Here is a 22,440-nt window from a genome sequence, read left to right as displayed (position 1 = left end):
AGCACAGGCGGGCAGGCTGCATCGAGGAATCTCCTCGCGCACAAAACGACTGCATGCGGTCCCTCAGGCGCAGTGGCCAGCCTGGGCAATTCCCGCGTCGGCAGCTGCGGTGCCGCCCGCTCCGACACATGCGGACGGGACAGCACACGCGTCGCAGCGCGTGCCCAGCGGCCGGCCTTGTTTGCGCTCGGCAGCCGCGACGTCGTTCGCCGCAGCTCGGGTCGGGCATCGTCCATGTGTGGCAAGCGTGGCGAAAATTCCGCGCAAGACACCAGGCTCGCTGCTCCGCCATCAGATGGCACGTGCCACATCAACGACGTGGATCGAAGCCGGAAGGTCTTCTTCTCTCCCAAGAACGCAACACAGCACCCGCTAGAAGTAGAACCCGATGTTGAGGTTGAACCGCGAGTGCCACCTGGACCGGTCGCCGTCGTCGATCGCGATACCGTCGCCGCCTGCGAACCACATGTTCCTGCCGGCGATCCAGTCCAGATAGGTCAGCATGACGCCCTTCTTGATGCTGCACCCGGTGACGTTCTGCGAGGACGAACGCAGGTCGGGCCGATCGTGGGTGGGCAGGGTCATGCTGAAGTTGTTGTAGCAGGTCACGTCGTCCAGCCAGCGCCCCTTGCCGAACGAATACGCGATGTTGGCGGTGGGGACATCGGCTTCGGCGGCGATCTCGAACGGCGCAAGGAACGCCGACATCGCGATGCGATCGCTCGGGACCGCGTAGCGATAGCGCGCCCACTGCACCTGGCTGGTCCAGCCGCCGCTGCTCCACTGCGCGTGCAGCGCCGCGGCGCGATGCCCGTAGCGGCGGCGATCCTCGACATCGAGTATCTGCCCGGAAAACGCCGACGCGCCAAGCAGGAGGCTGCCGTGTGCCAGGTCGACGCGGTGTTCGTAGCGCACATTCAGCCGATGGTATTCGCGATAGGGATAGCGCGCCGTCTCGGCGACATCGAACGAATAGCGCGCCGTGCGCGCACCGTCACCGTATTCGTCGCCCGAGAACCAGCCGACGTGCACGGTGTCGTTGCCGTTGGTGCGCATGAGTACCACGCCCGGGTCGTAATCGTCTTCGATGCCGAGGTAGTAGCCGGACCCGAACCAGAAACTGTTGGAGGCAGTCGGCAACAGGCCGAACGGCACCTGCTGGATGCCGGCCTTCAGCACCGTGCGATCGTCGACGTTCCAGCCCACGAACGCATGATGCACCGCATTGAATCCGTCGTACCAACGCTGTTGCGCAGAGACGAAGAACGGACCGTCTCCCGCATTCAGGTCGACCCGCAGCAGTTCCAGATCGAGGCCATGCGTGGGGCCGTAATCCAGCCAGCCGTAGTTGAAACGGACCGCTCCGCCGAGCTTGAAGTAGGTCTCGGTGTTCTGAGTGTCCTGTGCGCATACATGACCGCTTAAGGCAGCGGCCAGCACGAATAAAAGCCCGGAACGAAAGGACATGAGCGTGACCGCCTCCCTGGTGGTTGTCGCCAGACCAGTATCGGCCACGGCAGGCCCAGCATGAGCATGAAAACGGAGATCAAGTTTGGCGCGGGGACGTCGATACCTCAGCGCAGCGGTGTGCCCAGCAGGGTCGCCCATCATCCACAACGGGAGCAGCAATGAGCAGGACCCTCGTCCGCCGTCACAGCGTCGCCAGTCGTTTGATGATCGGCACCGGCATCATCGCCCTGCTGTGTTTCGGCATGACCGCCGCCATCACCTATTGGCGCAGCAGCCATGCCTTGCTCGACGCGTCGCATGCCATGCTGCGCGAAGCGGCGCGCCACGAGGCGAGCGAGATCTCCTCGGACATCGGTTCGGCCTTCGACGCCGGCGCGACCCTGGCCAACACCTTTCGCATCCAGCGCGGCGCCAACGGCGTGAGCCGGGACTCGGCCGCCGCCGTGCTGCATGAGCAACTGCGTCTTCACAAGCGCTGGCTGGGCATCAGCACGCTATGGGAGCCGAACGCATTCGATGGACACGATGCCGCCAATGTCGACGCGCCCTTCCACGATGCGACCGGGCGCTTCATGGTGTACTGGTCGTACCAGAAGGGCGAGCTAGTGCGCGAGGCGCTGCACAGCTACGACAAGCCCGGCGAGGGCGACTGGTACCTCGCGGCGCGCAACAGCCACGCGCCGGTGGTGATCGAGCCCTACTACTACCCGGTGGCCGGCGTCGACACGCTGATGACCACCTTGAGCACGCCGGTGATGGACGGCGACAAGTTCCTGGGCACGGTCAACATCACCATGTCGCTGGATGCGCTGCAGAAACGCGTGGCGTCGCTGCATCCGCTGGACGTGGGCCAGGCGATGCTGCTGTCGCCGACCGGCGCGGTGATGGCCAGCGCCGATGCCAAGCAGGTGGGCAAGACGCTGTCCGACGCCGGCACCCAGGCCATGCTGGCAAACGTGCGCGCGGGACAGATCAGCAGCGACGAGGCCATGGTGGCCGGAGAGGACTGGTTGCGCGTGTTCGTGCCGATGCGCCTGGGCCAGGCGCCGCAGGTATTCGCGCTCGGCATCATGGTGCCCAAGCACCACGTGATGGCGCAGGCCCGCACCTTGCTGTGGGTCATCCTGGCGGTGGGGCTGTTCTCGGCCGCGTTGCTGGGCGTGTCGCTGTACCTGCTGCTGCGGCGGCAGGTGCTGGCGCCGCTTGCCGAGGCGGTCAAGGTCTCCGCGGCAGTGTCCTCGGGCGAACTGAACAGCCGCATCGAACCGCGCCGCATGGACGAAATGGGGCAGCTGCTGCAGTCGATGGGCAGCATGCAGGCGCAGCTGCGCGCGGTGATCGAAGCGCAGGACGACATGGCCAGCCGGCACGACGCCGGCGAGATGAGCTATCGCATGGATGCGGCGCGCTTCCCCGGCGAGTACGGCCGCATGGTGGCCGGCACCAACGACCTGGTCGATGCGCATGTGCAGGTGCAGCGCGAGTTGGTGGCGGTCATGTCGCGCTACGCCGTGGGCGATATGCAGCCCGACATGCGCGCCTTGCCCGGCGAGAAGGCGGCGCTCAGCGATGCGATGGCGGCGACCAAGCGCAATCTGCAGGCGATCAACCGGCAGATCCTCGCCCTGGCGCAGGCCGCCGCGGCCGGCAACTTCGCCACCCGCGGCGATGCGCAGGCGTTCGACCACGATTTCCGCGGGATGGTGGAAGGGTTGAACAACCTGATGCAGACCACCGACACCAACCTGGCGGAGGTGTCGCGGTTGCTGCAGGCGATCGCCACCGGCGACCTCACCGTGCGCATGAACGGCGAGTTCCGCGGCGTGTTCGCGCAGATGCGCGACGACGCCAATGCCACGGCCAGCCAGCTGGCGCAGATCGTCGGCAGCATCCAGACCTCGGCCGCATCGATCAAGGGTGCCGCCAGCGAGATCGCCGCCGGCAACCAGGACCTGTCGCAGCGCACCGAGCAGCAGGCCGCCAACCTGGAAGAAACCGCCGCCTCGATGGAAGAACTCACCTCCACCGTCAAGCAGAATGCGGACGGCGCGCGTCAGGCCAATCAGCTCGCCATCGGCGCGGCCGGCGTGGCCGCGCAGGGTGGGCAGGTGGTGGACCAGGTCGTGGAGACCATGCGCGGCATCGAAGCCTCGTCCAGGAAGATCGCCGACATCATCTCCGTGATCGACGGCATCGCGTTCCAGACCAACATCCTGGCCTTGAACGCGGCGGTGGAAGCGGCGCGTGCCGGCGAACAGGGCCGCGGCTTCGCGGTCGTGGCCTCGGAAGTGCGCATGCTCGCGCAGCGCTCCTCCGGCGCGGCCAAGGAGATCAAGGACCTGATCGAAGACTCGGTGCAGCGCGTGGCCGAAGGCTCCACCCTGGTGCACAGCGCCGGCGCGACCATGAGCGAGGTGGTGGCCAGCGTGCAGCGGGTCACCGACATCATGGGCGAGATTTCCGCAGCGTCGCAGGAACAGTCGGCCGGCATCGCCCAGGTCAACCAGACCATCACCAACATGGACGAGACCACCCAGCAGAACGCCGCGCTGGTGGAAGAAGCCACCGCCGCCGCGCGCTCGCTCGAGGACCAGGCGGTGCAGCTCACCGAAGCGGTGGCGGTGTTCAAGCTCGATGCCGCGCATGCGGCCGCGCGGCAGGCGGTTCCAGGCCCGACGGCACCGCCAGCCAAGCGTCCGACGGCCGGCCGCCCTGCCGCGTCCCGGTTGCGCGCTGTCGTGACCACGCCCGACAGCGACAGCAGTTGGAAGGAGTTCTGAAACAGGCGCGGCGCGCGGTCGGCGCCCGCATGGTCCAACAGTGCCTGGCCTGGCCAGGCACTACGCGGCCGGCCTGTCGGCCAGGCGGACGCAGCGCGCGCGATGCGCCATCGCCTGCCCGCATCGCGTCGCGTCGCACCTGGGTGCTGAAGGCACAGAGGCGGCGCCCCGATCGGCACCGCGTCCCTCGAACAAGGCCTGATGTCTCCAGCGCGCTGCAGCGTCGCCGTCGCAGGGTGCAAGCACCCCTGCGGCGGATGGCTGCCGCGACCGCCCCCGACCCGCCACGCCCGCCACGCCCGCCAGGGGCGGACGTGGCGCAGGGGCGCTCAGCCCACCCACACCCGTGCATTGCGGAACATGCGCAGCCACGGCGCCTCGTCCGGCCACTCGGCCGGATGCCAGCTGAGGTTGAGCGAGCGCAGAGTCCGCTCCGGATGCGGCATCAGGATGGTCACCCGGCCGTCGTCGCTGGTCAGGCCGGTGATGCCGTCGGGCGAGCCGTTCGGGTTCAGCGGGTACTGCGTGACGACGGCGCCATGGCCGTCGACGAAGCGCAGCGCCACGCGCGCGGCCGCCTGGTCCACCGCACTGTCGAATTCGGCGCGGCCTTCGCCGTGCGCCACCGCCACCGGGATCCGCGAACCGGCCATGCCGCGCAGGAAGATCGACGGCGACTCCACCACTTCCAGCAGGCTGGTGCGCGCCTCGAACTGCTCGCTGCGGTTGCGCAGGAAGCGCGGCCAGTGCTCGGCACCGGGGATGATGTCCTTGAGCTGGCTGAGCATCTGGCAGCCGTTGCACACGCCCAGGGCGAAGCTGTCGCTGCGCGCGAAGAACGCGGCGAAGGCATCGCGCAGCGCCGGCCGTTCCAGGATCGAGGTGGCCCAGCCGCGGCCGGCACCAAGCACGTCGCCGTAGCTGAAGCCACCGCAGGCGGCCAGGCCGACGAAGTCGGCCAGGTTCACGCGGCCGGCGATCAGGTCGCTCATGTGCACGTCGAAAGCACGGAAGCCGGCGCGCTCGAACGCATTGGCCATCTCGATCTGGCCGTTGACGCCCTGCTCGCGCAGGATCGCCACCTTCGGCCGCTGGCCGCTGGCGATGAACGGCGCGGCGATGTCCTCGGCCGGGTCGAAGGCCAGCTTCGGCTTCAGCCCGGGCGCGGCGAAGTCGCGCGCCAGCGCGCGTTCCTCGGCGGCACTGTCGGGGTTGTCGCGCAACGTCTGCATGGCGTGGGTGACCGACCACCAGGCATCGAACAGCTCGTCCCAACGCCATTCGGCCAGGGTCTTGCCGCCCAGGCCCACGCGCACCGCCGCGGCGGTGCTGGGTCGGGCGATGCGCTGCGCGCACTCGGTCAGCGCGTGGCGCTCGACCAGGTCGGCGAACGCGGCGCGGTCTTCCTTGGCGACCTGCACCACCGCGCCCAGTTCCTCGTTGAACAGGCTGCGGAAGGGATCGTCGCCCCAGGCATCGAGGGTGATGTCCAGGCCTTGCCGCGACGCGAACGCCATCTCGCACAGCGCGGCGAACGCGCCACCGTCGCTGCGGTCGTGATAGGCCAACAGCATGCCGGCCTCGCGCGCATCGCGGATCAGCTCGAAGAACGCGCGCAGCCGCTGCGGATCGTCCAGGTCCGGCACCGCGCCGCCGAAGGCCGGCAGCGCGCCGTCGCCATGCACCTGCGCCAGCACCGAACCGCCCAGGCGCTGCTTGCCGCCGCCTAGCCCGATCAGCCACAGCTCACTCTCGGCCTCGCGCGCCAGCAACGGCGTCAGCTGCGCCCGCGCATCGGCGACGGGTGCGAAGGCAGAGACGATGAGGGAGACGGGGGAGACGCTTTTGTGCGTTTCGCCGGGACTGGAGAATGGGGAATTGGGAATCGGAGAAGCGGCGGCATCGGTGGCGGACGCGTCGCGCTTTTCCCCATTCCCGATTCCCGATTCCCGATTCACGGCGGTCACCGCCCACTGCGCCTGCATCGACAGCGAGTCCTTGCCCACCGGGATGCTCAGGTCCAGCTGCGGGCACAGTTCCATGCCCACCGCCTTGACCGCGGCGTACAGGCGCGCATCCTCGCCGTCGTGGTTGGCCGCGGCCATCCAGTTCGCCGACAGCTTGACCTGGTCCAGCGCCTGCACCGGCGCCGCGCACAGGTTGGTGATCGCTTCGCCCACCGCCATGCGCGCCGCTGCGGCGGCATCGAGCAGGGCCAGCGGGGTGCGCTCGCCGATCGCCATCGCTTCGCCGGCGTGGGTATCGAACCCGGCCAGGGTAATCGCGCAATCGGCCAGCGGCAGCTGCCACGGGCCGATCATCTGCTCGCGCGCGGTCAGGCCGCCGACGCTGCGGTCGCCGATGGTGACCAGGAAGCTCTTCGCCGCCACGGTCGGATGGGCCAGCACGCGCAAACCCGCCTCGCGCAGGTCCAGCGCATCGGTGTCCAGCTCCGGCCAGCGCGGCGCCGGCGGCTGCCGGGCGTCGCGGTGCATCTTCGGCGGCTTGCCGAAGAGGACGTCCATGGGAAGGTCGATGGGGTGCGGGGATTGGGGATTGGAGATGCGGGATTCGTGAGAAGCGGGGGAGCCGGCCGACGTCGTGCCGTTACCAATCCCCAATCCCGATTCCCCAATCCCGCCGCCGAGGACGCCATAGCCCACGACGAGCCGCTCCTCGGCGGTCGCCACACCGACAGCGGCAAACGGGCAGCGCTCGCGTTCGCAGATCGCGGCGAATTCGGCCAGGCGCGCCTGCGGCACGCCCAGCACGTAGCGCTCCTGCGATTCGTTGCACCACAGCTGCATCGGCGACAGCGACGGGTCGTCGCTGGGCACGCGGTCGAGGTCGATGAGGCCGCCCACGCCGGAGTCGTGCAGCAGTTCGGGAATGGCGTTGGACAGGCCGCCGGCGCCGACGTCGTGGAACCAGCGGATCGGGTTGTCCGTGCCCAGCGCCACGCAGCGGTCGATGACCTCCTGCACGCGCCGCTCCATCTCCGGGTTGTCGCGCTGCACGCTGGCGAAATCCAGGTCCTCGGCGCTGTCGCCGGAGGCCACCGAACTGGCCGCGCCGCCGCCCAGGCCGATCAGCATCGCCGGGCCGCCGAGCACGATCACCGCATCGCCGGGCTGCAGCGGGATCTTCTCCACCTGCACGCGGTCGATCGCGCCCAGGCCGCCGGCCAGCATGATCGGCTTGTCGTAGGCGCGGGTCAGGTCCCGCGTCTCCGGCAGCTCGAAGCTGCGGAAATAGCCGAGCAGGTTGGGCCGGCCGAATTCGTTGTTGAACGCGGCGCCGCCGAGCGGGCCATCCAGCATGATTTCCAGCGCCGGCGCCATGCGCGGGTTCAGCGGACGCGCGCCCTCCCACGGCTGCGGCAGGCTGGGAATGCGCAGGTGCGAGACGCTGAAGCCGGTCAGGCCGGCCTTGGGCTTGCCGCCGCGGCCGGTGGCGCCCTCGTCGCGGATCTCGCCACCGGCGCCGGTGGAGGCGCCCGGGAACGGCGCGATCGCGGTCGGGTGGTTGTGGGTCTCGACCTTGATGCAGAACGCCGACGGCGTCACCGCCTCGCTGCGGTACTCGCCGCTGGCCGGATCCGGGCGGTAGCGCGCGGCCGGATGCCCTTCCACCACCGCCGCGTTGTCGCTGTACGCGCTGAGCGTGTGCTGCGGGGTCTGCTGGTGGGTGTGCTTGATCATCCGGAACAGCGAGCGGTCCTGCTCCTTGCCGTCGATGGTCCAGCTGGCGTTGAAGATCTTGTGCCGGCAGTGCTCGGAATTGGCCTGCGCGAACATCATCAGTTCCACGTCGGCCGGGTCGCGGCCGAGCTCGCCGAAGCGCTGGCGCAGGTAGTCGATCTCGTCCTGGGCCAGGGCCAGGCCCAGCCGCGCGTTGGCCGCCTCCAACTGGTCCAGCGGGATACGCTCGACCTCGCCACGCGCAGGCGCCTGGAACAGCGCCTGCGCCTGCGCGGCGCCGTCCAGCAGCGACTGGGTCATCGGATCGTGCAGCAACCTGGCCAGCGCGGCCTGGTCGGCCGGCGCCGCGGGCCAGCCGGCCAGGTCCAGGCGGGTACCGCGCTCGACCCGGCGGATCGCCAGGCCGGCACCGCGGACCAGTTCGGTGGCCTTGCTCGACCACGGCGAGCGCGTGCCCAGCCGCGGCACCACGTAGCGCGAGCAGGTGCCCGCTTCGACCGGCGCCGGCGCGTCCTGCGCCTGCAGGATGCGGCGGGCCGCGACCAGGTCGAGCGCTGCGTCGGGTTCGCTGTCGAGAAAGTAGACGTGCCAGGCGCCGGCGATGCGCACGCCGGGGACGATGGACTGCAGGCGGGTTTCGAGCCGAGCGCGACGGAACGGCGAAAGGGCGGAAGCGCCCTCGAGGACGATCATGTCCGGGGAACCGTGTGAGGAAACGGGCTGGCTATTGTAAGCCGGGATTGGGGATTCGGGATTTGGGATTGGTAAAAGCGGCGTTTCGCGCGCGGACGCTCATCAGGCAACGCCATGAAGATGGCGTGTCCGTGGCGGGGTTGCGGCACGGGAGCGTCAATGGCAGCGCCCCGCGCGGGCACGCTCGCTAGGGACGCACCGACGGCGTCCTGATCGCAACGGGCTTAGAGATTCAGGCTCCCGGCTCGGGATGCGGGACGACCACGCGTTGGAATTCGCCGCAGCAGCGCTCCAGCGAATCCCCAATCCCGAATGCCGAATCCCCGCGCGCGGCCCTTAACGGCTTCCGCCAGCCTTCGCCGCTTCCGCCGCGCGCTTGTCCAGCGCTTCGCGCATCTTGGCCGGGGGCAGGTAGCCGCCGATCTGGGTGCCGTCCGGGGCGAAGATCGCCGGGGTGCCGTTGACGCCCAGGCGCTGGCCCAGGTTGTACTGCATGGTCACCGGGTTCTTGCAGTTGGTCGCGCCCGGCACCTTGCCGCTGCTCTTGGCTTCGGTCAGCGCCTGCTTCTTGTCCGCCGCGCACCACACCGCGACCATGTCCTTGTAGTCCTGGCTGCCCAGGCCCATGCGCGGGAACGCCAGGTATTCCACGGCGATGCCCTGCTTGTTGAGCTCGCCGATTTCGCTGTGCAGCTTGCGGCAGTAGCCGCATTCGATGTCGGTGAACACGCTGATGGTGTACTTGGGATTGGCCGGGGCGAAGACGATGCGATCGGCACGCGGCGCCGACTCCAGCAGCTTGCGGCGATAGCTCAGCAGGCCTTCGCTGGAGGTGAGCTGCTTTTCCTGGATGTCGAACGGCTGCGCCTGGAACAGATAGCGGCCGTCGTCGGACACGTACAGCACCTGCCCACCGACCACCACTTCGCGGAAGCCCGGGAACGGCGCTGCGCCGATGTAGTCGGGCTTGAAGTTGGGATCCAGCTGCAACAGCGCCGAACGCACGCGCTGCTCTCCCGGCGCACCGCTGGCGGCGGGTGCGGACTTGGCCGAGGCGGCCGCACCGGCCGGAGGCGTGGTGGACTGTGCGCAGGCGGAGAGCGAAGCCGCGCCCAACAGCGCGCAAAAAGCAAAACGGAGCATTGGCGATCCATGAGGGCTGCGAATCGCCCGATTGTCGCACACCCCCCGGCACGGTCCATGTAGACAGGCTGAGCGGCCAGCGCAGGCGCTGCGGCGGCGCTCAACCGCGCGGATGATGCTTGCGGTGCAGGCTCTGCAGATGTTCGCGCGCAACCAGGGTGTAGATCTGGGTGGTGGACAGCGAACTGTGGCCGAGCAGCATCTGCAGCGCGCGCAGGTCGGCGCCGCGGTTGAGCAGATGCGTGGCGAAGCTGTGGCGCAGGCCGTGCGGGCTGATCCGCGCCGGATCGATCCCGGCCACCGCGGCATAACGCTTGACCAGCACCCAGAACTGCTGGCGGGTCAGCGCGCGCCGCGCGGCGTCGATGAACAGTGGCACCACGCCGTCGCTGGCCGGCACCGGCTGCCCGGCCGCCAGCGCCGGGCGCGCGCTGTCCAGGTAGCGCTGCAGCCAGTGCTGCGATTCCTCGCCCAGCGGCACCAGCCGCTCCTTGCTGCCCTTTCCGGTGACCCGCAGCACGCCCTGGCGCAGGTTCACCGCATTGGCCGGCAGGTTCACCAACTCGCTGACGCGCAGGCCGGCGGCGTACATCAGCTCGAGCATGGCGCGGTCGCGCAGCCCGGCCGGCGCGGTCGCGTCCGGCGCCGCCAGCAGCGCATCGATCTGGCTCTCGGCCAGCGCCTTGGGCAGCGAACGCGGCAGCCGCGGCGGCTCCAGCAGCGCGGTCGGATCGTCGCCGCGCTCGCCGCGGCGCACGCGCAGCGCGAAGAACGCGCGCAGCGACGACAGCCAGCGCGCATTGCTGCGCGGCGAATAACCCAACTCGGTGCGCCAGGCCAGATAGTCGAACAGCGCCTGCCGATCGGCACCGGCCAGGCCGCCACCGGCGCCGTCGCGCCAGCGCGCGAAGCCCTCCAGGTCGCGGCGGTAGCTGTCCAGGCTCTGCCGCGCCAGCCCCTGCTCGGCCCAGGCCGCATCCAGGAACTGCTGGATCGCCACCGCATCGGCCTCGCGCAGCGGCGCGAGCCGTTGCGTCTGCTGACGGCGTTCGGCGGGGGAATGCAGGGAGGGCATGCGGGCGGGATTGGGGATTGGGGATTGGGGATTGGGGACTGGGGACTGGGACTGGGACTGGGACTGGGACTGGGACTGGGACTGGGACTGGGACTGGGAAAAGCCTAGCCACTTTGCCTGGGTGTGCAAGGTCGACGTGGCCGGGCAGCGCACCGGGATGGCGTGCGCCAGTAGCACCACTGCGATGCGCACGGTCCACCGCAACGCGCGCGACTGGCTCTAAGCTGTGCCGATGAGCGCATCGCCTCCCGCTTCCGCCCCCCATCCACGCGCGCTGCTGCTGTGGCGGCTGCTGGCACTGTTCTACGACGCCTGGCCGGTGCTGGCGCTGTGGTTCGTGATCTCGGCGCTGTTTACGCTCGGCTACACGCTGGAGGGCCATGCGCCGCGCGAGAACATCGCGCCGTTCAGCGCCCTGCAGTGGCTGCTGTGGCTGTGCTGCTGGGTGGTGGCCGGCCTGTACGCGACGCTGAGCTGGCGTCGCGGCGGCCAGACCCTGGGCATGCGCCCGTGGCGGCTGCGCCTGCACGGCGCCGAAGGCCACACACCGAGCTGGGGCGCGCTGTGGCGCCGCTATCTGGTCGGCACCGTGTCGTTGCTGCTGGGCGGCATGGGGTTCTGGTGGGCGCTGGTCGATCGGGAGCGATTGACGTGGCATGACCGCGCAAGCGGCACCTATCTGACCCGATCACCGAAAGCCAAGCCCTGACGCAGCGCATGGGCGGACGGCGGCGCCAACCGCTCTTGCCTTATCGGATCATGGCGGCAAGCGACCTCAGGATTGCTTCGCCGCCGAACCGCGCATGGCACACGAAGCGCCCTTTTTCAGGTGCCAAGCGCCATCCACACGCATGACGCCACCAGCGCGGCGTACAGCATGCACAGACCGAAGCCGAGCAGGCTGCACCGGAGCATCACTAACTGCTGCGTTTGCGGAACAGCAACCAGGACACGGTCAACATCACCAAGGGCGGCAAGGCGTAGGCGATGCGGTAGTCGAACTTCAGGGCGCCGGCCATGCGTCCGAAGAACAGCTGCAGGAGCCAGAACACCAGCGCGAACAGGATGCCCAGGAACAGGCGCTTGCCCATGCCGCCGCTGCGCAGCGCGCCGAACGCGAACGGGATCGCGGCGAAGCACAGCGCCAGCACGTTGAGCGGATAGAACCAACGGCTCCAGTACTGATCCTCGTAGTCGCGCGCGTCCAGGCCGTTGCGGCGGCGGTATTCGATGCTGGTGTGCAGGTCGCGCGCCGACAGGTTGCGCGGCTTGGCCAGGCCCGAGGCCAGTGCCGCCGCATCCAGGCGCGATTGCCACGGCAGGCTGTCGAACTTCTCGCGCTGCACCGAGCGCTCGGCGAAGGTGTCGCGGTAGGCCTGCTTGAGGGTCCAACTGCTGTGACGGTGCTCGGCGATGGCGGCGTGGGTCAGCGAGGCCAGCCGGCCGCTCTCGTCCAGCGTGTACAGGCGCACGTCGCGCAGCTCCAGCCAGGTGCCGCCGTCGTCCTCCAGGTGCTCTTCGCCGGCCTGGGCATTGAGGAAGGTGTTGCCCTCGCGCGCCCACAGCCCGGAATAGCGGGCCATGCTCATGTCGCCGTTGTACTTGGCGTTGGCCTTGATCGCGTCGGCCTGGTTCTGCGCCCACGGCGCCAGGGTCTCGCCGTTGAACACCATGGCCACGGTCAGCACCGCCATGGTCGAGGCCGCGGCCAGGCTCAGCCGGCGCCGCGACAGGCCCAGCGCGCGCAGCGCGGTCAGTTCGGAGGTGGCGGCGAGCTGGCCCAGGCCCATCAGCACGCCGATCACCGCGCCGGTCGGGAACAGGGTGTAGGCGCGGCGCGGCACCGTGTAGGCCACGAACGCGGCGGCATGGCCCAGGCTGTAGCTGCCGGTGCCGATGACCTTGAACTCGTTGGACAGGGCCATGATCACGTCCAGGCCCAGCAGCACGGCCCAGGTCAGCAGCACCGTGCCGAGCACGGCGCGGCCCACGTACACATCGTGCAGGTTCGGACGCAGCCTCATGCCGGCTGCCTCCGCGGCCGCGACAGCCGGCCATCGCGCAGGTACATCCACACCGCCAGTGCCAGCAATGGCAGGGTCAGCCACCACAGGCCGAGCGCACGCGGCAGCTTCTCGGTGCTCAGCCACTGGGTGCCGAGGAACATCAGGTTGGTGCCGACCAGGTAGGCCAGGAACGCCAGCATGATCCGGCCGTAGCGCTGCTGCCGCGGCGAACTGCGCGACAGCGGCAGGGTCAGCAGGGCGAAAGCCAGCGCCAGCAACGGCGGCGCCAGGCGCGCGTGCAGCTGCGCATTGGCCTGCGGGCGCGGATCGCCGATCAGCTTGCCGGTGGGCAGCAGTTCGGGGTCATCGTCCTTGCGCGCGGCGTTGCGGTCGGGCAACGCCACGTCGTTGCTGACGAACCGCATCATCCGGTAGTCCAGCCCGTCGCCGGCCAGCGGCCCCTCGACCCGGTAACCATCCTCCAGCCGCAGGTAGCGGTCGGCCTTGCCCTCGAAGAACATGGCGCCACGCTGCGCGGTGACCACGTCCAGGCGGCCGTCCTTCTGGCGCTGCATGAACACCTTGCTGAGCTTGGTGCCATCCCCGGACAGGGTGCTGATGTAGACGATGCCGCCATCGGACAGCGGGGTGAAGCGCCCGGCCTCCAGCCCGGCCATCAGCAGGCTGTGGTTGGCCTCGTCGATCAGCCGGTCGGAGGTGCGGTCGGCCCAGGGGCCCAGCCACAGCGAGCACATGCCGACCAGGGTCACCACCGGGATCACCAGCATCAGGATCGGCCGCAGCAGGCGCCGCGGACCGACGCCGATGGCGGTGATCACGGCCATTTCCGAGTCGCGGTACAGGCGCGCGAGCGCCAGCAGCAGGCCCAGCATCAGCGCCAGCGGCAGGATCAGCGGCAGGTACACCACGAACTGCAGGCCCAGCTGTGAAAACAACAACTTGGCCGGGATGCGGCCATCGGCGATGTTGCCCAGGATGTCCACCAGCACACCACCGACGCTGACCACCAGCAGCACGATCAGGGTGGCAGAGAAGCTCTGGACGAAATCGCGCAGCAGGTATCGATCGAGCTTCGGCATGGGGGTGGGTTGATTTAAACTCTCGGATTCGTTCGCGGCTGCCCCAGCCTATCCGACTGGGGGTAAAGAGTCCGCGATTGTACGGATTTGCCAACGGAATCTGATCAATGGCCCTGGAATTCACCCTGAACCACGACGCCCCGGCCACCGCGGCGTTCGACTGCATCGTCGTCGGCGTGTTCGCCGACAAGCGCCTGTCCCCGGCCGCCCAGGCTCTGGACGCGGCCAGCGGCGGACGCCTGACCGCCCTGGCCGAGCGCGGCGACGTCAGCGGCAAGACCGGCGCTACCGCCCTGCTCCACGACCTGCCCGGCGTGAAGGCGCCGCGGGTGCTGGCCGTGGGCCTGGGCGACGCCGCCAAGTTCGGCGTGCCGCAGTACCTGAAGGCGATCGGCGACGCCGCGCGCGCCCTCAAGAGCGGGCCGGCGACCAATGCGCTGCTGACCCTGAGCGAGCTGGAGGTGAAGGGCCGCGACCAGGCCTGGGCGATCCGCCAGGCGGTGATCGCCAGCGACCACGCCTGCTACCGCTACACCGCCACCCTCGGCAAGAAGAAGCCCGACGACAGCGGCCTCGCCCGCCTGGCCGTGCACGGCGACGACGCCACCGCGCTGGCGCAGGGCGAAGCGATCGCCGCCGGCGTGACGTTCGCCCGCGAACTCGGCAACCTGCCGCCGAACCTGTGCACCCCGGCCTACCTGGCCGAGACCGCGGCCGCCTTCGCCCAGGGCGTGGAGGGCGCCGAGGCCGAGATCCTCGACGAGACGCAGATGCAGGAACTGGGCATGGGCTCGCTGCTGGCGGTGGCGCGCGGCTCGGCCAACCGCCCGCGGCTGCTGGTGCTGAAGTGGAATGGTGGTGGCGACGCCCAGCCCTACGTGCTGGTCGGCAAGGGCATCACCTTCGACACCGGCGGCGTCAACCTGAAGACCCAGGGCGGCATCGAGGAGATGAAGTACGACATGTGCGGCGGTGCCAACGTCATCGGCACCTTCGTCGCCGCGGCCACCGCACGCCTACCGCTGAACCTGGTGGTGGTGGTGCCGGCGGTGGAGAACGCGATCGACGGCAACGCCTACCGCCCGTCGGACGTGATCACCAGCATGTCCGGCAAGACCATCGAAGTCGGCAACACCGACGCCGAAGGCCGCCTGATCCTGTGCGACGCGCTGACCTACGCCGAACGCTTCAAGCCTGCGGCGCTGATCGACGTGGCCACCCTCACCGGCGCCTGTATGGTCGCCCTCGGCCACCAGACCGCCGGCCTGATGAGCAAGCACGACGACCTGGCCGCCGAACTGCTGGCCGCCGGCGAGCACGTGTTCGACCGCGCCTGGCGCCTGCCGCTGTGGGACGAGTACCAGGGCCTGCTGGATTCCAGCTTCGCCGACGTCTACAACATCGGCGGCCGCTGGGCCGGCGCGATTACCGCCGGCTGCTTCCTGTCGCGCTTCACCGAAGGCCAGCGCTGGGCGCACCTGGACATCGCCGGCGTGGCCAGCGACGAAGGCAAGCGCGGCATGGCCACCGGCCGCCCGGTGGGCCTGCTGTCGCAGTGGTTGCTCGACCGCGCCGCAGGCGGCGCGGCGTGATTGGGGAGTCGGGATTGGGGATTCGTGAAAGGCGCCTCCGCGTTCCCTTTCCGCGCCTCTTGCTCCGGCAGGCGACCGTGATCCGCGGTTGCCAATCCCCAATCCCGAACAACGAATCCCTGCCCTGATGCGCGCCGACTTCTATCTGATCGCCAAGCCGCGGTTCCTCAACGAACCGTTGCGACTGGTGTGCGAGCTGGCGCGCAAGGCCAACGACGCCAACCTGTGGACGCTGGTGCTGGCACGCGACATGGCCCAGGCCGAGGAACTGGACGAGTTGTTGTGGGCGTTCGATGCCGACGCCTACATCCCGCACCAGATCGCCGACGCCGATGCCGACGAAGAAGAGGCGCAGGTGCTGATCGTCCCGCCCGGTGTCGACGCGCCGGAACGCCCGCTGGTGATCAACCTGCGCGATGCGCCCTACCTGGGCGCCTGCGAGCGCGTACTGGAAGTGGTCCCGGCCGACCCGTCCGCGCGCGAACCGCTGCGCGAGCGCTGGAAGCAGTACAAGGCCCAGGGCTACGCGGTCAGCAAGCACGATATGTGAGGAGCCGGGATTGGGGATTGGGGATTCGGGATGGGTCCCTGCCCCGCCCCATCATCGGCACCGCACGGCAACGAATCCCGAATCACGACTCCCCAATCCCGGCTCCCCCATGACCACCCTCGCCTCCAGCTACGATCCCAAGTCCTTCGAATCGCGCCTGTACGCGCAATGGGAAGCGTCCGGTTACTTCGCGCCGTCCGGGAAGGGCGAACCGTATACCGTGCTGCTGCCGCCGCCGAACGTGACCGGCACGCTGCACATGGGCCACGCCTTCCAGCAGACGCTGATGGATGCGCTGGTGCGCTACCACCGCATGCGCGGCTTCGACACGCTGTGGCAGGTCGGCAGCGACCACGCCGGCATCGCCACCGAGATGGTGGTGTCGCGCAACCTGACCCTGGAAGGCAAGGGCGAAACCCGCGATTCGCTGGGCCGCGACGGCTTCATCGCCAAGGTCTGGGAGTGGAAGCAGCACTCCGGCGACACCATCGAGCGGCAGATGCGCCGCCTCGGCACCTCGGCCGACTGGTCGCGCAGCACCTTCACCATGGATCCGCAGCCGTCGGCGGCGGTGGTCGAGGCCTTCGTGCGCTGGCACGAACAGGGCCTGATCTACCGCGGCCAGCGCCTGGTCAACTGGGACCCGGTGCTGAAGACCGCGATCTCCGACCTGGAAGTGGAGAACGTGGAGGAAGACGGCTTCCTGTGGTCGATCGCCTACAAACTGGAAGATGGCGCCAGCTACGAGCACGTCGAGCACGACGCCGACGGCAACGAGACCCTGCGCGAGACCCGCGACTACCTGGTGGTCGCCACCACCCGCCCGGAGACCCTGCTCGGCGATACCGCGGTGATGGTGCACCCGGAGGATGCGCGCTACGCGCACCTGATCGGCAAGACGGTGACACTGCCGCTGACCGGCCGCCGCGTGCCGGTGATCGGCGACGACTACGTCGACCGCGCGTTCGGCACCGGCGTGGTCAAGGTGACCCCGGCGCACGACTTCAACGACTACCAGGTCGGCGTGCGGCATGGGTTGCCGATGATCAACCTGTTCACCCCGACCGCCGCGCTCAACGACAGCGTGCCGGAGCCGTACCGCGGCCTGGACCGCTACGATGCGCGCAAGGCGGTGCTGGCCGACCTCGAAGACCTCGGCATCCTGGTCGAGACCAAGCCGCACAAGCTGCAGGTGCCGCGCGGCGACCGTACCGGCCAGGTGATCGAGCCGTACCTGACCGACCAGTGGTTCGTGAAGATGGACGCGCTGGCCAAGCGCGGCCTGGAGCTGGTCGAGTCCGGGCAGATCCAGTTCGTGCCGCCGAACTGGATCAACACCTATCGCCACTGGATGGAGAACATCCAGGACTGGTGCATCAGCCGCCAGCTGTGGTGGGGCCATCGCATTCCGGCCTGGTTCGACGACGCCGGCAACTGCTACGTCGGCCGCGACGAGGCCGATGCGCGCGCCAAGGCTGGCCTCGGCGCCGACGTCGCCCTGCACCAGGACAGCGACGTGCTGGAGACCTGGTTCTCCTCGCAGCTGTGGCCGTTCGCGACCATGGGCTGGCCGGAGCCGCAGGCGATGGCCGAGCGCGGCTTCGACCGCTACCTGCCGTCGAGCGTGCTGGTCACCGGCTTCGACATCATCTTCTTCTGGGTGGCGCGCATGATCATGGCCACCGACAGCTTCACCGGGAAGGTGCCGTTCCGCGACGTCTACATCACCGGCCTGATCCGCGACAAGGACGGGCAGAAGATGTCCAAGTCCAAGGGCAACGTGCTCGATCCGCTGGACATCATCGACGGCATCAGCATCGAGGACCTGGTCGCCAAGCGCACCACCGGGCTGATGCAGCCGCGCATGGCCGAGAAGATCGAGAAGGCCACGCGCAAGGAATTCCCCGAGGGCATCATCGCCCACGGCGCCGATGCGCTGCGCTTCACCATCGCCGCGCTGGCCGGCCACGGCCGCGACATCAAGTTCGACCTGGGCCGCGCCGAGGGCTACAAGAATTTCTGCAACAAGCTGTGGAATGCCAGCCGCTTCGTGCTGATGAACACGCGCCAGGAAGATGCGGACGCGGCGACAATCACGAACGCGTCGCCACGCGCCCAGATGGCGAACCACGCGGACACCGCTTTGAATGCCGGTTCAGCCACGCAACAGCCGGTGACCGATGCCGAGAAGTGGATCCTGCTGCGCCTGCAGGCGGTCACTGCCGAGGCACAGGCGCAGTTCGCCGCATACCGCTTCGACCTGCTCGCGCAGTGCCTGTACGAATTCGCCTGGAACGAGTTCTGCGACTGGTTCCTGGAACTGACCAAGCCGGCGCTGAACGGCGACGACGCGGCGGCCGCCAACAGTACCCGCCATACCCTGCTGCATGTGCTGGAAACCCTGCTGCGCCTGCTGCATCCACTGACCCCGTTCGTCACCGAGGAACTGTGGCAGCAGGTGGCGCCGCGCCTGGGCATCGCCGCGCCGACCATCTCGCTGCAGCCGTACCCGGACGCGGCGGCGATGGACGTGACCGGCTACGACGGCGCCGCGGCCGACGTGGAATGGCTGAAGGCGATGGTGTCGGCGCTGCGCCGCGTGCGCAGCGAATTGCAGGTGGCGCCGTCGCGGCAGGTGCCGCTGCTGCTGCAGGGCGGCCAGGCGCAGGACCGCGCGCGGGTCGAACGCTTTGCCGCGCAACTGCGCTTCCTGCTCAAGCTCGAGGCCATCCAGTGGCTGGATGACGGCGCGACCGCGCCGGCCGCAGCCACCGCGATCGTCGGCGAACTGAAACTGCTGGTGCCGCTGGAAGGCCTGGTCGACCTGGATGCCGAACGCCTGCGCCTGGACAAGGAGATCGCCCGCGTCGCGTCCGAGAAGGACAAGAGCGAAGCCAAGCTGGGCAAGTTCACCGACAAGGTGCCGGCCGCGGTGATCGAGCAGGAACGCCAGCGCCTGGCCGACTGGAGCGCGCAGTTGGACGGCCTGCGCGAGCAGCGCGCCAAGCTGTAGCCAGGCAGGGCGGCATGCGCATGCGCTGGCGCGTGCCGCCACCGTTACTCGTGCTGGTCGGTGCGGCAGGCGCCTGGGTCGCGGCCCGGGCATGGCCCGCGCCGACCTTGCTACTGCCGGGTCAACGCGCGCTGGGCGTGGTGCTGATCGTGGCTGGCGTGATCGCCAACGTGGCACCGAAACGGCATTTCCGCCGCGCCGGCACCACGGTGAACCCGCTGCAGCCGCACCGCGCCAGCGCGCTGGTGCAGTCCGGGCTGCATCGGCATTCGCGCAACCCGATGTACGTGGGTCACGCGCTGATGTTGCTGGGGTGGCTGCTGTGGCTCGGCCATCCCGCCGCCGGCGTGGCCCTGGCCAGTTACCTGCTGTACGTCGATCGCGTGCAGATTCCGCGCGAGGAAGCGGCGTTGCAAGCGCGCTTCGGCGCCGCGTATGTCGATTACTGCCGACGCGTGCGTCGCTGGCTGTAGAACACGCACTGCCCGCCGGGCACGATGCCCCCACCCCTCTCCACGCCGCCGCCCGGCCTTGCGGGCGGCGGCGCAGCGACGCCCTCAGAGTTTGCCGGCGCCGGCCTTGGCCTTGACGTCCGCCGCCACCTTGTTCGCCGGCAGCAGCGAATAGGTGTACGGCGGGGTCCAGCCGATGTTGTTGTTCCAGGAACAGGTCAGCGCCTGGCCGTTGAGCAGCGAGCCGAAGTCGCGGTAGACGCTGCCGCCGTAGTCGGCCGCGATCTTGTCGCAGCTGCTCACGCCGCTGATGTCGAAGACGTTGTTCTCGGAGAAGATCTTCGACTCCTTGCCCACGCCGTGCGCGTAGGAGAACGGATACACCGCGTTGCTGGTGCTGCCCACGTGGTAATTGTTGTAGAGGTGCACCTGGCCGAAGCGCACCCGCGGCGCGCGCGCGGAGATGTTCTCGAACAGGGTGTTGTGGATGGTCACCTTGAGCTTGCCGCTGTCGGTGCTGGAGGCGCTGTCGCTGGAGCCGATCAGGTTGTTCTTCTCGTGCGACTTGAACGCCGAGTAGGACACGGTGACGTAGTTGGCGCCCTTCTTGATGTCCAGCGCGCCGTCGTGGTGCTGTTTGGGTCGGCCGTTGGCGGTGCCGTTCTGGTCGTCGGTGCGGCGGCCGTCGGTGAAGGTCACATGGTCCACCCACACGTTGCTGGCGCCCTCGATGGTCATGCCGTCGTATTCGGAATTCCAGTTGCCGGCGCTGCCGTCGTTCGGATCCCACACCGGTTGCGGATCCCACGGATTCTCGATGGTCAGGTTGCGCACGATCACGTCGTTGGCCTTGATGTAGAAATAGCCCTCGCGGATCTCGGCGTTGCTGCCGACGCCGATCAGCGTGGTCTTGGTGGGCACGTCCAGGCGCGCGCGGCTCTTCATGTCCGCGGTGGTGCTGTACGGCGTGCCTTCGCTGATGTCGATGATGCCGTTGACCTTGATGATGCGGCCGTTGCTGCCGGCGCTGGCCTTCAGCGCGGCCTTCAGCTGCGCCGCGGTGCTGACGCTGTAGACATCGGCGGCGGCGGCCTTGGAGCCGCCCTTGGTGCCGCCGTTCTGCGTCGCCCAGCCGGTGCTGGCGACCTCCAGGCTGGCGTCGGCATGGGCGGCGCCGGCGATGCCGGCCAGGCACAGGGCCAGGCCGAAGGTGCGCAGCGGCGAGCGCGGCGATGGAGCGATGCGGGACTGCGTGGTCATCCTGGAAACCTCGTGAGCATGCGTGGTTTGGACGCAGGCGCGCGCGCTCCGCAGCAGCGGAATGCACGGCGACGCCTGCGCGGTCGCTGTCCCCTCGGACAACTGCGGGTCATGCCTTCGTGGGAGGCAGGCGCCGAAGAGGCGCGCACTGTAGGGACCGCGCGGCGTGTGTAAAGGGACGATGTAGACACCCACGATCCAGCCGCACGATATGGGAGCCGCGTCGCACGAATTGCCTGCGCGCAACAGGGCGCCGCAGTGCCATCGCTGCGGGACAACAACGCTGTCCCACCGACAGAAGGCGACATTGCGGGGGGCGCCTGCGACGGCGCAAAAACGCCGGGAAAACCACAACAGGCGGGTAACGGCACACGTCGGTCATCGCCGATCGACGCGCGGCACGCAGCACGCAGGTGCACTGGTCGCAGCGAACACGACGCCGACATCGCCAAGCGCCTGCAGCGCGATCGCCTAGATCAGGTTGCGACGCGCACGCAGCGCAGTACATCGCACCGGCCAGACGCAGGCCAGCAATCACCCACACCGGCCGCTTGCGCCGATGCCTTCCGCACACACGCGGCAGCACCGCTCGAATGAAACCGCACGTCGCCCGTGGCGGACGCGCAGAGGCCTCAGGACATGCCGTCGAAGAACAGCTCGATCGCCATCACCAGCGCGTCCTCGCGGCCGTTTGCAGCCGGGTAGTAGCGCGGGCGCCGGCCGATCTCGTTGAAGCCTTCGCTGTGATAGAGCGCGATCGCATTGGGATTGGATGGCCGCACTTCCAGGAATACCCGGCGCGCACCGAGGTCGACGCCGTACTTGATCAGCGCGCGCAGCAGCAGTCGGCCATAGCCGCGCGACTGCCGCTCCGGCGCCACGCAGACGTTGAGGATGTGCGCCTCGTCGGCAGCGACGCTGATCACCCCGTAGCCGACGATCGTGCCCTCCTCCACCAGCACCCAGCCCGGGTAACCGGCCTGCAGGCAGTCGCGGAAGATGCCGCGGGTCCAGGGGAAGGGATAGGCGCGGCGCTCGATCTCCATCACCGCATCCAGATCGGTTTCGCGCAAGGCGCGCAGCGTGGCCGCTGGCGCAGGCGCCGACCCGAGCGCGCTCATCGCGGCGTCCGCTTGCGCAGCGCGCGCAGCTGCGGCCACAGCGCGCGCTTGGCCGCGGCATTGCCGCGCAGTTCGTCCAGCGGCCAGGTCGCCATCAGCGCCTGCGTGGCCGGATCGTTGGGATTGAGGCCGGAAGCGCGCAGCAAGGCGATCTGCAGGCGATCGGGCAGGCGCAGGCCGACCCGACGCGCCGCTGCCACAGGTGCCGCGCGCACCGCGTCCGGCGCTTCCGCCGGTGGCGGCGGCGGCGCCGACGCGCGGCGCCGTTCCGGTAGCTCGGCGGCCGGCAGCTCGGCGGCGCGGCCTCCCCGCGGTGGCGCCGATCCGGGCGCCGACCGCTGTACCGGCGCGACGGGCTCCACCTCCGGCGGCGGCGCCGCTTCGATCACCGCCGCGGCATCCACGTACACGGTGTGGCCGAGCGCCTGCAGCCAGCCGACCTGCTCGGCCGACCACAACGGCGCATCCATGGACGCGTGCTCGC

Annotated in this window: 16 protein-coding genes; 7 read left to right on the top strand and 9 right to left on the bottom strand. The window is 69.1% G+C overall.

What is annotated here, in order from left to right; genetic code table 11:
• Positions 1-372: 372 nt before the first annotated feature.
• Complete coding sequence (locus tag FHR66_RS01265; protein ID WP_456361719.1) at positions 373-1,515, bottom strand: hypothetical protein; 1,143 nt, start codon at positions 1,513-1,515, stop codon at positions 373-375.
• Positions 1,516-1,628: 113 nt separating this feature from the next.
• Here FHR66_RS01265 and FHR66_RS01260 point away from each other — a divergent pair, with 113 nt between their 5' ends.
• Complete coding sequence (locus FHR66_RS01260; protein WP_160970266.1) at positions 1,629-4,250, top strand: methyl-accepting chemotaxis protein; 2,622 nt, start codon at positions 1,629-1,631, stop codon at positions 4,248-4,250.
• A 329-nt stretch (positions 4,251-4,579) separates the two neighbouring features.
• Here the strand turns inward: FHR66_RS01260 and purL are convergent, their stop codons facing one another.
• The 3 genes from purL to xerD form a co-directional block, all read right to left on the bottom strand.
• Positions 4,580-8,644 carry a phosphoribosylformylglycinamidine synthase gene (gene purL, locus FHR66_RS01255; RefSeq protein ID WP_160970264.1) on the bottom strand — a complete coding sequence of 1,355 codons (4,065 nt, stop codon included), beginning with the start codon at positions 8,642-8,644 and terminating at the stop codon, positions 4,580-4,582.
• A gap of 336 nt (positions 8,645-8,980) precedes the next feature.
• Positions 8,981-9,787, bottom strand: coding sequence for a DsbC family protein (locus tag FHR66_RS01250; RefSeq protein WP_160970262.1), 807 nt, complete (start codon positions 9,785-9,787; stop codon positions 8,981-8,983).
• 100 nt (positions 9,788-9,887) lie between these two features.
• Positions 9,888-10,862, bottom strand: coding sequence for a site-specific tyrosine recombinase XerD (gene xerD / locus FHR66_RS01245; protein WP_160970296.1), 975 nt, complete (start codon positions 10,860-10,862; stop codon positions 9,888-9,890).
• On the opposite strand from xerD, the gene FHR66_RS20860 reads away from it, so the two are divergent.
• Both FHR66_RS20860 and FHR66_RS01235 read left to right on the top strand, forming a co-directional pair.
• Entirely contained in the window at positions 10,861-11,085 is a 225-nt protein-coding gene (locus tag FHR66_RS20860) for a hypothetical protein (protein WP_208417123.1), read from the top strand. The genes xerD and FHR66_RS20860 overlap by 2 nt on opposite strands.
• A 9-nt stretch (positions 11,086-11,094) precedes the next feature.
• Positions 11,095-11,571, top strand: coding sequence for an RDD family protein (locus FHR66_RS01235; RefSeq protein WP_160968939.1), 477 nt, complete (start codon positions 11,095-11,097; stop codon positions 11,569-11,571).
• A 208-nt stretch (positions 11,572-11,779) separates the two neighbouring features.
• Here the strand turns inward: FHR66_RS01235 and lptG are convergent, their stop codons facing one another.
• Positions 11,780-12,886: an LPS export ABC transporter permease LptG gene (lptG, locus tag FHR66_RS01230; protein WP_160968937.1), complete on the bottom strand. Its 1,107-nt coding sequence runs from the start codon at positions 12,884-12,886 to the stop codon at positions 11,780-11,782.
• Complete coding sequence (lptF, locus tag FHR66_RS01225; RefSeq protein ID WP_160968935.1) at positions 12,883-13,968, bottom strand: LPS export ABC transporter permease LptF; 1,086 nt, start codon at positions 13,966-13,968, stop codon at positions 12,883-12,885. The genes lptG and lptF overlap by 4 nt, the downstream gene beginning before the upstream one ends.
• Positions 13,969-14,075: 107 nt before the next feature.
• Here lptF and FHR66_RS01220 point away from each other — a divergent pair, with 107 nt between their 5' ends.
• The 4 genes from FHR66_RS01220 to FHR66_RS01205 all read left to right on the top strand — a co-directional run bounded on the left by FHR66_RS01220 (position 14,076) and on the right by FHR66_RS01205 (position 19,596).
• Positions 14,076-15,560, top strand: coding sequence for a leucyl aminopeptidase (locus FHR66_RS01220; RefSeq protein ID WP_160968933.1), 1,485 nt, complete (start codon positions 14,076-14,078; stop codon positions 15,558-15,560).
• 124 nt (positions 15,561-15,684) lie between these two features.
• Positions 15,685-16,110, top strand: coding sequence for a DNA polymerase III subunit chi (locus tag FHR66_RS01215; RefSeq protein ID WP_160968945.1), 426 nt, complete (start codon positions 15,685-15,687; stop codon positions 16,108-16,110).
• A 109-nt stretch (positions 16,111-16,219) separates the two neighbouring features.
• Positions 16,220-19,123 (top strand): valine--tRNA ligase, encoded by a 2,904-nt coding sequence (locus tag FHR66_RS01210; protein ID WP_160968931.1) that lies wholly within the window; start codon positions 16,220-16,222, stop codon positions 19,121-19,123.
• Positions 19,124-19,137: 14 nt separating this feature from the next.
• Positions 19,138-19,596, top strand: coding sequence for a methyltransferase family protein (locus FHR66_RS01205; RefSeq protein WP_237475394.1), 459 nt, complete (start codon positions 19,138-19,140; stop codon positions 19,594-19,596).
• Between the two features lie 84 nt (positions 19,597-19,680).
• On the opposite strand, the gene FHR66_RS01200 is transcribed toward FHR66_RS01205, so the two are convergent.
• The 3 genes from FHR66_RS01200 to FHR66_RS01190 all read right to left on the bottom strand — a co-directional run bounded on the left by FHR66_RS01200 (position 19,681) and on the right by FHR66_RS01190 (position 22,426).
• On the bottom strand, positions 19,681-20,835 hold the full coding sequence (locus tag FHR66_RS01200; protein WP_160968929.1) for a pectate lyase family protein: 1,155 nt from the start codon (positions 20,833-20,835) through the stop codon (positions 19,681-19,683).
• Between the two features lie 632 nt (positions 20,836-21,467).
• The gene (gene rimI / locus FHR66_RS01195; protein WP_160968927.1) at positions 21,468-21,956 is read right to left on the bottom strand and encodes a ribosomal protein S18-alanine N-acetyltransferase; all 489 of its coding nucleotides are present in this window, start codon (positions 21,954-21,956) and stop codon (positions 21,468-21,470) included.
• Entirely contained in the window at positions 21,953-22,426 is a 474-nt protein-coding gene (locus FHR66_RS01190) for an alanine acetyltransferase (protein ID WP_202394884.1), read from the bottom strand. Before FHR66_RS01190 ends, rimI begins: the two co-directional genes overlap by 4 nt.
• Positions 22,427-22,440 lie beyond the last annotated feature (14 nt).

This window comes from Xanthomonas sp. F4 (genome assembly GCF_011761895.1).
This window is presented reverse-complemented; position numbering and strand designations above follow the sequence as displayed.

Coding starts and splice junctions, on each gene's coding strand:
- FHR66_RS01260 (WP_160970266.1), top strand. CDS start 1,629: ATGAGCAGGACCCTCGTCCGCCGTCACAGCGTCGCCAGTCGTTTGATG.
- purL (WP_160970264.1), bottom strand. CDS start 8,644: ATGATCGTCCTCGAGGGCGCTTCCGCCCTTTCGCCGTTCCGTCGCGCT.
- FHR66_RS01250 (WP_160970262.1), bottom strand. CDS start 9,787: ATGCTCCGTTTTGCTTTTTGCGCGCTGTTGGGCGCGGCTTCGCTCTCC.
- FHR66_RS20860 (WP_208417123.1), top strand. CDS start 10,861: ATGCGGGCGGGATTGGGGATTGGGGATTGGGGATTGGGGACTGGGGAC.
- xerD (WP_160970296.1), bottom strand. CDS start 10,862: ATGCCCTCCCTGCATTCCCCCGCCGAACGCCGTCAGCAGACGCAACGG.
- FHR66_RS01235 (WP_160968939.1), top strand. CDS start 11,095: ATGAGCGCATCGCCTCCCGCTTCCGCCCCCCATCCACGCGCGCTGCTG.
- lptG (WP_160968937.1), bottom strand. CDS start 12,886: ATGAGGCTGCGTCCGAACCTGCACGATGTGTACGTGGGCCGCGCCGTG.
- lptF (WP_160968935.1), bottom strand. CDS start 13,968: ATGCCGAAGCTCGATCGATACCTGCTGCGCGATTTCGTCCAGAGCTTC.
- FHR66_RS01220 (WP_160968933.1), top strand. CDS start 14,076: ATGGCCCTGGAATTCACCCTGAACCACGACGCCCCGGCCACCGCGGCG.
- FHR66_RS01210 (WP_160968931.1), top strand. CDS start 16,220: ATGACCACCCTCGCCTCCAGCTACGATCCCAAGTCCTTCGAATCGCGC.
- FHR66_RS01205 (WP_237475394.1), top strand. CDS start 19,138: ATGCGCATGCGCTGGCGCGTGCCGCCACCGTTACTCGTGCTGGTCGGT.
- FHR66_RS01200 (WP_160968929.1), bottom strand. CDS start 20,835: ATGACCACGCAGTCCCGCATCGCTCCATCGCCGCGCTCGCCGCTGCGC.
- rimI (WP_160968927.1), bottom strand. CDS start 21,956: ATGAGCGCGCTCGGGTCGGCGCCTGCGCCAGCGGCCACGCTGCGCGCC.
- FHR66_RS01190 (WP_202394884.1), bottom strand. CDS start 22,426: ATGGATGCGCCGTTGTGGTCGGCCGAGCAGGTCGGCTGGCTGCAGGCG.